8 protein-coding genes are annotated in these 13753 nt (G+C 46.0%); 7 read left to right on the top strand and 1 reads right to left on the bottom strand.

Features of this window, described 5'->3' with window-relative positions:
• The first annotated feature begins 394 nt into the window (after positions 1–394).
• Genes EFB08_RS01690 through EFB08_RS01675 form a run of 4 tightly spaced genes read left to right on the top strand, consistent with a single transcriptional unit; the run spans position 395 to position 8578 of the window.
• Entirely contained in the window at positions 395–3604 is a 3210-nt protein-coding gene (locus EFB08_RS01690; RefSeq protein WP_123125171.1) for a SusC/RagA family TonB-linked outer membrane protein, read from the top strand.
• An 18-nt stretch (positions 3605–3622) separates the two neighbouring features.
• Positions 3623–5308 (top strand): RagB/SusD family nutrient uptake outer membrane protein, encoded by a 1686-nt coding sequence (locus EFB08_RS01685; protein WP_123125170.1) that lies wholly within the window; start codon positions 3623–3625, stop codon positions 5306–5308.
• A gap of 32 nt (positions 5309–5340) precedes the next feature.
• Positions 5341–6492 carry a glycan-binding surface protein gene (locus tag EFB08_RS01680; protein WP_123125169.1) on the top strand — a complete coding sequence of 384 codons (1152 nt, stop codon included), beginning with the start codon at positions 5341–5343 and terminating at the stop codon, positions 6490–6492.
• Between the two features lie 28 nt (positions 6493–6520).
• Entirely contained in the window at positions 6521–8578 is a 2058-nt protein-coding gene (locus tag EFB08_RS01675) for an IPT/TIG domain-containing protein (protein WP_123125168.1), read from the top strand.
• Between the two features lie 417 nt (positions 8579–8995).
• Here the strand turns inward: EFB08_RS01675 and EFB08_RS01670 are convergent, their stop codons facing one another.
• A complete protein-coding gene (locus tag EFB08_RS01670; RefSeq protein WP_123125167.1) occupies positions 8996–10234 on the bottom strand; it encodes an HD domain-containing protein in 1239 nt (412 codons plus the stop codon).
• A gap of 145 nt (positions 10235–10379) precedes the next feature.
• On the opposite strand from EFB08_RS01670, the gene porX reads away from it, so the two are divergent.
• The 3 genes from porX to EFB08_RS01655 are packed head-to-tail and all read left to right on the top strand — an operon-like array spanning position 10380 to position 13615.
• Entirely contained in the window at positions 10380–11942 is a 1563-nt protein-coding gene (gene porX / locus EFB08_RS01665) for a T9SS response regulator signal transducer PorX (protein ID WP_123125166.1), read from the top strand.
• The gene (gene tsaE / locus EFB08_RS01660; RefSeq protein WP_123125165.1) at positions 11935–12411 is read left to right on the top strand and encodes a tRNA (adenosine(37)-N6)-threonylcarbamoyltransferase complex ATPase subunit type 1 TsaE; all 477 of its coding nucleotides are present in this window, start codon (positions 11935–11937) and stop codon (positions 12409–12411) included. Before porX ends, tsaE begins: the two co-directional genes overlap by 8 nt.
• Entirely contained in the window at positions 12380–13615 is a 1236-nt protein-coding gene (locus EFB08_RS01655) for an alanine dehydrogenase (protein ID WP_123125601.1), read from the top strand. The genes tsaE and EFB08_RS01655 overlap by 32 nt, the downstream gene beginning before the upstream one ends.
• Positions 13616–13753 lie beyond the last annotated feature (138 nt).

Below are 13753 nucleotides of genomic sequence, written 5' to 3'. Positions count from 1 at the left end.
AAATCATCTATATTAGTGACCTTAATACTTTTATTTCTTTAAGGAGCCGTCTTTTTGTAAAATATGCCAACGATGGCATGGAATGAGAGGAGTTTAGCTTGTTTGAATCAAACAAATGATAAAAAAGTATTATGCCACGGCTTAAATTCTTCTTAGTTTTGTATAGCTGCTAAAACCATTGAAAATTTTGTTGGAAGAGGCGGGAGTTTTGATGAAACTCTTTCATTAGGAGCTTACTATGAGACATGTTCTTACCCATCCCCCTAGGATAAGCGTCTCTTATGTTAGTTCTACCATTGCAAACACTTGTTAAAATGAACCACTAGCTAGTAAGTACTAGCGTGTTTTTTTGTTTACACCAATACTATGTTTACTACCTAATTCAAATTACCCTATGATTAAAAACTTATACTCAGACAAAGATTACCAAAAAAGTAATTATGTCTTGAAATCAAAGAGGGCCTGGATGATGATAGCTATGGTGATAGCTATTCTCACCCAGGCTTTTGATGGTTTGGCACAAACCGCCAAGCGGACAATTACTGGTAGAGTAACAGCGGCATCTGATAACTCGGGTATGCCAGGTGTGAGCGTAGTAGTTAAAGGTACTACAAACGGCTCTTCTACTGATGCAAACGGGAACTTCTCTTTAGAGGCTGGTAACACAGATGTGTTAGTAGTGACCTTTATTGGTTATGTGTCTCAGGAAGTACCAGTGGGAAGCAACACTACTATTAATGTAAGCCTGAGAGAAGATGCTCAGACTCTGAATGAGGTAGTTGTTACGGGTTATGGTGAGCTAAGAAAAAATGACCTTACCGGTGCTCAAACTACCATCAATGCCGCTGCCATTGAGAAAACAGTGAACACTACTATTGAGCAAGCAATTCAAGGCCGTGCTCCTGGGGTGTATGTTACCCAGAACACGGGTGCTCCTGGTGGGGGTATCTCTGTAAACATTAGAGGGGTAAACTCTATCAGCGGAACAAATGAGCCTTTGTACGTGATTGACGGGGTTCAAATATCAGGGGAAATCACTCCAAGAGGATCTAACCCTCTTTCTGCTTTGAACCCTTCTGATATTGAAAGCATGGAGATTCTCCAAGGTCCTTCTGCTACTGCTATCTATGGATCTAGAGCAACCAACGGGGTTGTTTTAATCACCACAAAACGTGGTAAGTCAGGTGATGTGAAGGTGAACTATTCTTATTTGTTCAGCCAGCAGACAGCTCCTTCTCAGTTGGAGGTGATGAATTTGCGTCAGTATGCGCAGATGGAAAATGAGTACAAAGCCATTGCAGGTGGTACCGTTCGGGAAGAATTCCTGGATCCTACTTTATTAGGTGGAGGTACTAACTGGCAAAGTGAATTGTTCAATAGTGCCGCCATGCAAAAGCATCAGGTAAGCTTAAGCGGTGGTAGTGAAAAAACAACGTTCTACTTGTCTGGTGAATATTTAGACCAGGAGGGTGTAGCATTGGGCTCAGGATTTGACCGCGCCTCAGTTCGGTTAAACATTGACAACAAAACCCGTAAATGGTTAGATCTGGGCGCTAATTTCAACTTTTCTCAAACAAACGAGAAACTGAACACTACCCAGAACGACATCATCACCAGAGCTATTCAATTGCCTCCCCATATTCCGGTTAGAAACCTGAATGGTACTTATGGTGGGGGTACTGTTACTACGCAGAACACCTCTGAGCAATTTACACCACCAAACCCAATCGGGTTGGCTAACCTGACCACCAATGAGTTAACCAGAAGACAGTTTTTAGGCGGTCTTAACATGGCTTTCCATATTCTGCCAGGTTTAGATTTCCGGACTTCCTTCAACACGAATGTTAACTACTCCAACTCTCTTTACTTTTTACCAACCTACCAGTTTGGTTATCAGAAGAATGAGACGGCCCGTTTGAACAACCGGGACAATGTCAACACTTATTGGAATTGGAACCAAATGTTGCAGTATGTGAAGCAGTTTGGAAACCATAACATCAACATCATGGCTACCCATGAGTCGCAGGAGTCTACCTGGAGACAGGTCTTTGCCCAAAGAGATGGTTTCACCACAAACGAAATCCTTGACTTGAACGCTGGTGACAGACTTAGAAGTGACACCGAAGGTGGTCACGGTGACTGGGCCATGGAATCTTATTTAGGTCGTATCAACTATAATTTCCACGACCGTTACATTGTTCAGGCTGCTTTCCGTGCCGATGGTTCGGTAAACTTTGGTCCTGAAAACAAATGGGGATACTTCCCATCTGTATCTTTTGCCTGGAGAGTTACTGAAGAGCCATTCTTCAATGTGCCTTTCGTTAATGACTTAAGATTGCGCTTTGAAACGGGTTTAACCGGTAACCAAGGAGGCAGCGGTGCCATTTACGGTACATTGACTTCAGGTCCTTCTGCCTGGGGAACCAGCTTCAGACCAAACAAATATCCAAATCCAAACTTCCAGTGGGAGGAAACCAAAACAGACAACTTCGGGATCACCTTAGGTTTGTTTGAAAACAAGGTTCAGATTGAGGCAGATTATTATATCAAGAATACTGATAACCTGATCTTACCAAGCTCATTGCCATGGTATATGGGTACAAACGGTAATGGTTCTATCTCAGCTCCTACTGTAAATGCCGGTTCTCTTCAAAACAAGGGATGGAGCTTTGCTCTAAATACCATTAACGTAGACAATGGTCAGTTTAAGTGGGAGTCTAACTTTAACATCTCTCATTTCAAAACCAAAATCAAAGACCTGAACAACCCAACCGGAATCATGGACCGGATCAACTGGTGGATGAACAACTGGACCCAGCGTTCTGTTATTGGAGAGTCTCCTTGGATGTTCTATGGTTATGTTGAAGAAGGCATCTTCGGAAGTTTAGAAGAAATTGAAGCCAGTGCTTTGCCAGCTGATAACAACGGAGTGGAATATCCAATAGCTGAGAACAGCATTTGGGTAGGCGATGTGAAATACAAAGACATCAACGGTGATGGCATCATTACTGGTGAAGACCAAACCTTTATTGGTAACCCTTGGCCAAAGTTGTTTGCTGGTTTAACTAACTCTTTCTCCTACAAAGGCTTTGATTTGAGTGTGTTGATTACAAGCTCAATAGGTAATGATGTGTACAACTACCTGCGTAGTGAGAACTCAAACCCTAACAACATCAACTTAGGCCGGAACCTGTTCATCGGGGCGTTTGATTATGCTAGAGTAGCAATGGACGCCAATGGCAGACCTTATTTGGAGAACCCAGGTACTACCGTAGCAAGAATGTCAGGAGGCAACAAAAACAACAACTTCTCCCGCCACACAGACAAGTATGTAGAAGACGGTTCATTTGTTAGACTTAAGAACGTGACCTTAAACTACAATTTGCCATCTACCTTGTTGGCCAAACAAAAATTCATCAAAGGAGCCAGAGTAGGGATGAGTGCACAAAACCTTTGGACCATTACTGGTTATTCAGGATATGACCCTGAGGTTGGTTCATATGTAGGGCCAAATGCAGGGGCTGATAACGCAGCCATTGGCGTGGATTACGGACGTTACCCATTGACACCGGTTTATTCTTTCAACATCGGTATTGATTTCTAATTTAAAACAGCGAGTAAAATGAAAAATAAATATTTCCTTATAGGGGCATTGACGGCACTGACCGTGTTTTCAGGTTGCTCTGAAGAATTCCTTGACAGACCACCCCAAGACACTTTGGTTGATGCAAATTTCTACCAGACTGATCAGCAGGTGTTGGCCGCTACCGCCCCTCTGTACAGTGTAGTATGGAAAGATTATATAGACCAGGCGAACTTCAAATTGGGTGACATCCGGGGAGGTACTGTTTTCCGGGCTTGGGGTGATAGAGACCATACCTTGTTCAATACAACATCGGTTTCTCCTGATAATGGTGCCGCTTACCGTGCTTTTTATGTAGTGGTGGGGCAGGCTAACATGGCCATCTCCAATATAAATACATATGCCGGAGCCGGAGTATCTCCTGAAATCAAAAACCATGCTTTAGCAGAGGCTAGGTTCATGCGCGCTACCGCTTACACCCACCTGGTGTCTAACTACGGCGAAGTACCTATCATTGAGGATAACATAGCGGTTCTGCAGAATGCTACTTTGGTTAGAAATACCAAAGAAAGCGTTTGGGAATTCATTACAAGAGATTTTCAGTTTGCTGCTCAAAATTTGAGCTCTACTGCCCTTGAGCCAGGAAGAATTACCAAATGGTCGGCAGAAGGAATGTTGGCCAGAACTTTCTTAACCCGTGCTGGAGTAGAGTCTACTGGTGGTGTAAGAAAGCAGGAGCACCTTGATAAGGCTAAAGAACACGCGCAAAGAGTTATTACCATGAGTGGTAGATCTCTTCTGCCAAACTATGCCGATTTGTTTACTTACCCTTATGACAATAACAACGAGTCGTTGTTTGAATTGCAATGGGTATTTACTACAGACTATGCCTCCGCCAATACCATGGTTTCCCAGATCACCTACAGCAATGACATTGCCAATGGTGATGGTTGGGGCGGTGACTTAGGAGCTTCATGGTGGATGTTAAGCCTCTATGACGGCCTGATGCAGGACAATGGCGCAAAACCTGGTTTTACCCTGGACCAGCGCTTGAAATCAACCTTCATGTTGCCAGGTGCGGTATATCCTGAGATTACCCAAACGGTGAGAGACGCAGCTGGAAAAGAGTCTGAACAGGATTTGGTTTTCCCTGCACCTGCCACCACTGCAGACCAGAACTTTGCAAGCATTAAGAAATACGTGGTTGGGAAAGCCAAAGACGTAGGAGGCCAGGCCTCCCAGCAGCGCTACCCGAATAACACATATATGTTGCGTTTAGCTGAGATGTACCTGATCTATGCAGAAGCAGCTCTTGGTAACAATGCCTCAACCACAGATGGAACTGCCTTGGAATATTTTAACAAGGTTCATATGCGCGCCGGTTTACCCGCTTGGGAAGGTGCCCTTACCTGGGATGATATCTTCGAGGAGCGCGTGAAGGAATTTGCCATGGAAAGCATTGTTTGGTATGATTTAGTAAGATTACATTACTATAATCCCACCAAGGCTTACGAGATCATCAACAGCCAGGATCGTGGTCTGTTTGTAGTGAAACCAGACAAAATGCCTAACCCAACTGGTTGGACGTTTGCTAAAACATCCTGGTTTGCTGAAAGAGTGGCGGTTGCCAATTCTGGAAACTTCCTGATTCCATTACCGGCATCTGAGGTAAGTCAGGCCCCAAGCCTGAAAGATCCTGCAGTTCCATATACCTTTAAAGACTAGTGCATTTAGGAAAGAATAGAAAAGAACATTATATGAGAACATCATTTAAATCTTTGTTATTCCTGTTTGTTGCTTTGGTAATGACGGGAATGTTTTCAGCCTGTTCGGAAGGTGAAGATCTTCCGAACGGCGGAAAACCTATGGTAAATTATATCAGAGTCACCAGACCAGCCGCTTCTGATTCACTTATCACGAAAGCGGGTCAAGGTGCCATGATCGCTATTGTTGGGGAGAACTTAGGCAATGCCCGGGAACTTTGGATCAATGATCAGCAGGCCTCCTTATCTCCAACCTTGATCACCAATAATTCAATTATTACCCGTGTTCCTTCTAACATCCCCACCGAAATCACTAATAAGATGAAAATCATCTTTGCCAATGGTGAGGAACTGGTGCATGATTTTACAGTGGACATCAGTGAGCCTAGGATTGACCGGATGTTGAGCGAGTATGTTAACTCGGGTGACGTAGCTACTATTGTGGGTGACTTTTTCTATGAACCTCTAAAAGTGACTTTCACAGGTGGGGCAGAAGGAGAGATTGTTTCCATTAAGGATAACAAAACCCTGGAAGTAAGAGTGCCAGAAGGGGCCCAGCCAGGACCAATCACGGTTACTTCTAATTTTGGAGCAACCGAATCAGATTTCTGGTTCCGTGATAATCGCAACATCATCGCGGCCTTTGAAGACACAAACTTTGATGGTTGGTGGCATGGTAAAGACTTTGTTGTTTCCTCTGATCCAGAAATCCCTGCCATCAGTGGTAAGTTCTTACGCTCAAATAAAGATTTAGGAGCTTGGGCTTGGTATGAAATGTGGGTAGGGAATGGTGGTACAATCAAAACAGGAACCAGCAATATTCCTGCTGATGCGTTTGCAAACCCTGGTAAATACAGCTTAAAATTTGAGCTTAATACATTGCAGTCGCTACAAGGGGCTGAGCTTCATATGTATATGGGGGCAAATATGGCTAGTGAAAGAGAAAAAATCAACTACAATTGGAAGCCAAACATTGACACGAAAGGGGAGTGGCAAACTGTTATTATTCCATGGGAAGACTTCCTTAAGGGTAATACTACTTTGAAGTATAATCCAGCAGGTTACGAGGTGTCTTTCCACTTTAGTGGCGCTTCTCCAGTTAAAGCAATGTTTGGTTTAGATAATATCAGGGTAGTACCAAACTAATTCACTTATTTGTTAGAAAGCACGACATATGAAAAACTTTTATAAGATAAAGTTAGTACTGCTTGCGTTTTTGGTGGTCTCTATGGGATTTTTTACTTCCTGCGGGGATGATGATGAAAGCTCACCTAATGGAGGCCAGGTTGAACTGTTAAGTTTTGGGCCAACGGGTGCTAAGCACGGAGAAGAGATCCGTTTCATTGGTCACAACTTGAACAAAGTTGAATCAATTGAGTTGCCAGGTGTCACTGTTAATAAAACACAGTTCGTTGAACACACTTCTGATCTGATTAGATTGATTGTGCCAGAAGAGGCCATGGAAGGTAAGGTCACCCTCAAAGTGAGTGATGGTTCAGACGTAGTTTCAAAATCAGAGCTTAGTTTTGAAGTTCCTATTACAGTTACCTCAGTTACAGGTGAGGCAAAACCTGGAACGAACATTTCTATAAAAGGTACAAAGTTGACTTGGGTAGAAGGAGTGGTTTTTGAGCAAGACACTGTAAAAACCTTTGTGAGCCAATCAGCTAACGAAGTTGTTTTGCAAGTACCAATGACTGCCAAAACTGGTAAACTTCTGATTATAGGTGGTGGTACAGAGCCATCTTTTATTGAAACCGAAGAGGAATTAGTAGTAACCTTACCAGTAGTAACCGCCCTGGCTCCAGCATCCCTTAACAATGGAGCTAATCTAACTATCACAGGAACTAACCTTGACTTAGTAAAAGAGGTAAGATTCACTGGAGTAGGTGCCGCAGCAGTTACTAACTTTGTAAGCCAATCGGCTACGGAGTTGGTAGTGAAAGTACCTGCCAACGCAACAAAAGGGAAGCTTACTATTATTCCGCATTCAGGTGTTGAGGTGGCCACCACACAGGAAATCACTTTAACCTTGCCAGCTGTAACGGCGCTTAGCCCTGCTTCCATCTTACACGGTGAGAACCTTACCATTACGGGTACCAACCTGGATCTTGTAAAAGAGATTGAGTTTGTAGGAGTAGGAGCAGCTAAAGTAACTACGTTCGTGAGCAAAACTGCTACTCAGATTGTGGTGAAAGTTCCAGACAACGCTTCCAAGGGAGCTCTCAAGTTAACAGCACTTTCGGGAGCGGTAGTAACCACCTCCCAAGAGTTGATGATCACGTTGCCTACTGTTTCTTCACTTTCTCCAAGCCCGGTTGACCCAGGACAGAACCTGACCATCAATGGAACAAATCTTGACTTGGTAAAAAGTATTGAATTTCAAGGCGGTACAGTGGTGACAACTTTCGTGAGCAAGACACCTACCCGCATTGTAGTACAAGTACCAATGAATGCGAAGAAAGGTGCTCTGAAAATCACCACTACCAAAAACTACGTAGTAGAGACTGGTGCCCAGATAAGCATTGTTCTCCCTGCTATTTCAAGTGTAACACCAGAGCCGGTAGTGGCTGGAAACTTCCTCACTATTTCTGGTACAGAGCTTAATCTGGTGAAATCGGTTGTGTTTACCGGAGGAGCAACTGTTTCTTCTTTTGTGGCTCATAATGATAACCAGATTGTGTTGGTAGTACCAGCAGCTGCAAAAACAGGGGTGCTGAAGCTTATCACTACTTCTAACTTTGAGGTAACTACTGATAAACAAGCTCAAATTGGCAGCGCCGTACCAAACATTGCCCATTTCATTTATGATGAGGGTCTTAACAAAGCTGCTTGGGATTTATGGGGCGGATGGGGCAAAGCCTCGCAAGATACCGCGAATACTGAAAATCCAAGCAGAGGCTCAAAAGCAATCAAAGTAAGCTTTAATGACCCTTATGGTGCTTTCCAATTGCATCCTAAGAATGCCAACGCTTTTGCCGGATATACACACGTAGTGCTTTATGTTCGTGGAACTGGAACCGCTGACACCCAGATGGCCCTTCAAGTAAAGACTACCGGAGGAACCACCTCTGGTGAGGGTAAGTTTACTGTGAAAGGTGGTACCTATTCCAAGATAGAAGTGCCTATTAGCGCTTTCGGGAATATTTCTGAAGGGGTAAATGAATTCTACATCAAGAACTATGGTACAGACCCTAATACGGTCTACATTGATGACATAGGATTGCGTTAATCTTCGGTCTTAGTAATTAAACAAAAAAGGAAGGGCAAGCCGCTCTTCCTTTTTTGTTGTAAACACAATAACCAACACAAAGTGAATAGCTATTTCTGTGTAGTAATTGGACCTCTTTGTCTTTCCTCCTTTTTTGGCAAGTGTCGATTCTATGCCAGGTGTAATCTGCCAAAGCAAACCTGACCTAAGCTTTTCCTTCTTCCTTAGAAAAAACCAGGAATGTTCTTAAGTCTTTTGAAAAAAACAAAACCAGTGCCTGTTTTAGAGTTGTTTTCACTAAAACAGCTCTAAAACAGGCACCGGAAAATTACCTGATCCTTCTGGTCAGAATATAAAGGTAGGCTGAATTTGTGATCCTTTTGACCAAATCCTGTTTTGGACCTGTTTTTCACGAAATAGCCTCAAAGCACAAGTAAATCAGAGGCTCATACGGGTAATCTCCTTGGGATAGCACACGTAATATTTTTCCACTTTCTTGCTCAGGGCCTGGATGTTAGGCAAATCGGAGGCTTCGGCCACGTCAACCACCAAGCTTTGTTTGGTGAGTACGTTGATGTTCTCGCCCCCTGACTCATAGGCGTTGTTGCTGATTTTGCCTTCTACCACCATGTAATGCGCTTCTTCTTGGGAGATGTCAAAATGCTCTTGTGCTAGTTCGCGTACGCCAGCCAGGAAATCCAGGTCAAAAGGAGTAGGGGAGAGCAGGATTTTAAAAAGCCTCCGCTCCAACAGGCACGAAGAAAGATAGCTGAGGATACTATCGGGGTGTTCGGCCCAGGCTTTGATGCCGCCCCAAACATCATAATCGTCCAAGGAAACAAAGCGCCGTAGAATGCTGGGGTCACGTTCAAAGTCCAGGATGGAAAGGCTCTCCCGCAGAAAGTACTTCAGGTTGGTACTGGCCGGAACGTCAACGCCGCGTTGGGTAAGTTCGCGGGCCCGTTGCATGATCTTCATGACCATCTGCTCGGCGCTGGTCACGGTTTTGTGCATGTACACCTGCCAGTACATGAGGCGGCGGCTCACTAAAAAGCTTTCAATAGAATAGATGCCTTTTTCCTCCACCACCAGGTGGTCATCGTGCACGTTCAGCATCTTAAGCAAACGGTCAGCCCCGATCTTGCCCTCCGACACGCCCGTGTAGAAACTATCGCGGTTGAGGTAGTCTAGGCGGTCAACGTCCAGCTGGCTGGAAACCAGTTGGTGGAAGAAGTGGCGGTGGTAGTTGTCGGTGAAGATGTCAATGGCTAACTGCAGACGGCCGCCGAATTCTTGATTCAACAACTCCATGATATGCAGCGAAATCTGCTCGTGGGGTACCTGGTCAAAGATAGCAGTTTCCAGCGCATGCGAGAAAGGCCCGTGGCCAACGTCGTGCAAAAGGATGGCCGCCATGGAGGCTTCGCACTCTTTGTCGGTAATGATGTTATCTTTGCCGCTCAGGCTCTGCAGCGCAATGTTCATGAGGTGCATGGCACCCAAGGCATGGTGAAAACGGGTGTGTAAGGCCCCCGGGTACACGAATTCGGTGAGGCCCAGCTGCTTTATCCGGCGCAGGCGCTGGAAGTACGGGTGTTGGATGATGTCAAACAGCAGCTCAGAAGGAACCGTGATGAAGCCGTAAACCGGGTCGTTAAAGATTTTTTTCTTATTCAAGATAACTAAGTTCTTCGAGTGTCCGTTGTCGGTTAATGTAGAGTTCTGCGTATATCTACGGAAGGAGAAGCGAAAGGGCAACATTTCCCGAAGACACGCAGAAAACTCACTCCTATACACACGCTATGAAAAACAATAACTAGCCATGCAAAGATATACTATTTTGTGGGCGGACGACGAGATTGACCTTCTCAAGCCCCATATTCTCTTCTTACAGGAGAGAGGTTACGACATCACCCCGGTCAACAGCGGGGCCGATGCCGTAGAGAAGGTGCAGGAACAAACCTATGACCTTGTATTTTTAGATGAGAACATGCCCGGCCTGAGTGGCCTGGAAGCGCTGGCCGAGATAAAAGCGACTCGTCCAACGCTGCCCGTGGTCATGATCACCAAGAGCGAGGAAGAACATATCATGGAAGAGGCCATCGGCTCCAAGATCGCCGATTACCTCATCAAACCTATAAACCCAAACCAAATCCTGCTTTCCGCCAAGCGGATCCTGGACAACCGCCGTCTGGTGGAGGAAAGAACCAATAGCTCGTACCAACGCGATTTCCGCACCCTGGGCATGGCCTTCGGCGAAAGGCTGAGTTATCAGGAGTGGGCCGATGTCTACAAAAAATTAGTGTACTGGGAACTGGAAATCGCTGATACTGAAGGCAAAAGCATGGCCGATGTCATCAACATGCAGAAAGACGAGGCCAATACCAACTTCGCGAAGTTCATCATGGACAACTACGAGGAGTGGGTGAACGACGAGACCGATGAGATTCCCTTGATGTCGCATCGCCTGTTCAAGGAGCGCGTGTTCCCCATGATGAAGGAAAGCGACACCCCGGTGTACTTCGTCTTGATTGACAACTTGCGCTATGACCAGTGGAAGGTCCTGGAACCCATCATCACCGACTATTTCAACGTGGAACACGAGGAGATGTATTACTCCATCCTGCCCACCACCACGGCTTATGCCCGTAACGCCATTTTCTCAGGCATGCTGCCCGCCGATATCGCGAAGAAATACCCCAACCTGTGGGTGTCTGATGACGAAGAAGAAGGAAAGAACCTGCACGAAGAAGATTTCCTGGAGATTCAGTTCCAGCAAAACAAGATCAACGAGAAATTCAGCTACCATAAGATCACGAACAACACCGCCGGCAAAGAACTGCTGTCTAAGTTCAGCAACCTGGATAACAACAAACTGAACGTGATTGTCTACAACTTCGTGGACATGCTCTCCCACGCCCGTACTGACATGCAGATGATCCGGGAACTGGCCGCCGATGAAGCCGCCTACCGTTCACTCACGCGTTCCTGGTTTTTGCATTCGCCCCTGTTTGACACCCTCAAAGCCATCGCCGATAAGAAAGGCCGTCTCATCATCACCACCGACCACGGTACCGTGCGCGTGAAAAAGCCTTTCAAGATTGTAGGTGACCGTAACACCAACACCAACCTGCGCTACAAGCACGGCAAGAACTTAGGTTTCACCGAGAAAGACGTACTGGTGTGCCGCAAACCCGAGCGTTTCCATTTACCTAAGAGCAACGTGTCTACGGCCTATGTCTTCGCCATGAACGACGACTTCTTTGCGTACCCCAATAATTATAACTACTACGTGAACCACTACAAAGACACGTTCCAGCACGGAGGCGTCTCTTTAGAGGAAACCATTATTCCATTTATAACCCTTTCACCCAGAAATGTCTGAGCCTGAAGCGCGCCAGCACACTATTGAAATATTCTCAAAAGCGGATTTACCTAGGGCCGCCGCCGAATTGTTGTCATTTATCAAGCAAAAAAAGATAATTTTGTTTGAGGGTGACATGGCGGCCGGTAAAACCACCTTTATCAAGGCGATATGTGCCCAAAAAGGGGTGCAGGAACCGGTTAGTAGTCCCACCTTTTCCCTCGTGAACGAGTACGAGGCAGCAAATGGGGAACTCATTTACCATTTTGATTTTTATAGGGTCGAAAATCAGGCCGAGGCACTGGACATTGGGGCGCTGGAGTATTTCAGTTCCGGTCACCTTTGCCTTATTGAATGGCCGTCAAAAGTAACCGACCTGCTGCCTGAGGAGGGAGTGGAGGTAAGAATTGAAACCGGAGAAGCCGAAGAGGCGCGTATCATTAGCATGAGAGTATATGATGGAGGAATTGACGGAGAAGAGCGGGTTTGAGGCCCTGACCAAGGCAACGGCGCGTAGCCTGATGCCCAAAGAGTCAATGTTGGCGATTGAAACCCGTAAACGGAATCTGTTTATTGGCATCCCCAAGGAATCTTCTTTACAGGAAAACCGGATCGGGCTTACCCCCGAGGCCGTGAAGCAATTGACAGATAATGGGCACGAAGTCTGGATTGAATCCGGGGCGGGTGCTCCCTCCAAATACTCTGACCACGAGTTCTCTGAGGCGGGCGGCGTCATTGTCTACTCCACCAAAGAAGTTTACGAAGCCGATATCCTTCTTAAGATTGCTCCGCCTACCTTGGCAGAGATGGATTACTTCAAACCCGGGCAAACGCTGATTTCGGCGCTGCAGATAGGTTCTCTAACCTCAGAATACATTGGGGCGCTTTGCCGCAAAAAGATCAACGCAATTTCGTTTGAGCTGCTCAAGGATAAATCCGATACCAAACCTGTGGTGCGGGCCATGAGCGAGATTGCCGGCAGTACTGTCATGCTGATTGCCGCCGAGTACTTGAGCAGTAGCAACGAAGGCAAAGGCGTTATTCTTGGCGGAATCACTGGCGTACCGCCATCCAAAGTAGTCATCATTGGAGCTGGAACCGTGGCCGAGTACGCCACCCGCGCCGCTCTGGGATTGGGAGCCGAGGTAAAAGTTTTCGATGATCATCTGTATAAACTGCGCCGCCTCAAACAGAACGTAGGAACCCAACTCTTCACCTCCACGCTGGACCACACTATTCTCCACAAAGAAATCCAGGATGCCGACGTAGTCATAGGGGCCGCCATCGCCGAGGACGGACAGGTGCCCTGCATGATTTCAGAAGATGTGGTGGCCAAGATGAACCCCGGCTCCGTTATCATTGACGTAAGCATTGACGAGGGCGGCTGCTTTGAAACCTCTGAGATGACCACCCATAAGCGACCTGTTTACCGCAAGTATGACGTCATTCATTACTGCGTGCCCAACATTCCGTCGCGTGTTCCCCGCACCGCCACCAAAGCCTTGAGCAACATCTTTACGCCCATGTTTCTGGAGATCTCCAAATACGGTGGCGTCAACGAGGCCCTCTTCACCCACGAACATTACCGCAGCGGGGTCTACATCTACAAAGGAAGCCTCACCAACGCCTCCATCGCGAAGAGATTCAACATGCGCTACAAAGAACTAAGTCTGATGATTGCTGTGAGGAACTAAGATATGAACTAGCCGCTACTAAGATTATAATTTCGTAGAAATCGTTTCGGGCATCCTTTTGTCAAAAGATGCCCGAAACGATTTTTTTGTTTCAGCTCACAAAGGAACCCACCATTTTGGTGTAGGGAAAACCCTTGT

It is taken from the genome of Rufibacter latericius, from assembly GCF_003721515.1.
GTDB lineage: Bacteria > Bacteroidota > Bacteroidia > Cytophagales > Hymenobacteraceae > Nibribacter > Nibribacter latericius.
The sequence above is the reverse complement of the archived record's forward strand: the minus strand, read 5'-3'. Positions and strand labels throughout refer to the sequence as shown.

Coding starts and splice junctions, on each gene's coding strand:
- EFB08_RS01690 (WP_123125171.1), top strand. CDS start 395: ATGATTAAAAACTTATACTCAGACAAAGATTACCAAAAAAGTAATTAT.
- EFB08_RS01685 (WP_123125170.1), top strand. CDS start 3,623: ATGAAAAATAAATATTTCCTTATAGGGGCATTGACGGCACTGACCGTG.
- EFB08_RS01680 (WP_123125169.1), top strand. CDS start 5,341: ATGAGAACATCATTTAAATCTTTGTTATTCCTGTTTGTTGCTTTGGTA.
- EFB08_RS01675 (WP_123125168.1), top strand. CDS start 6,521: ATGAAAAACTTTTATAAGATAAAGTTAGTACTGCTTGCGTTTTTGGTG.
- porX (WP_123125166.1), top strand. CDS start 10,380: ATGCAAAGATATACTATTTTGTGGGCGGACGACGAGATTGACCTTCTC.
- tsaE (WP_123125165.1), top strand. CDS start 11,935: ATGTCTGAGCCTGAAGCGCGCCAGCACACTATTGAAATATTCTCAAAA.
- EFB08_RS01655 (WP_123125601.1), top strand. CDS start 12,380: ATGGAGGAATTGACGGAGAAGAGCGGGTTTGAGGCCCTGACCAAGGCA.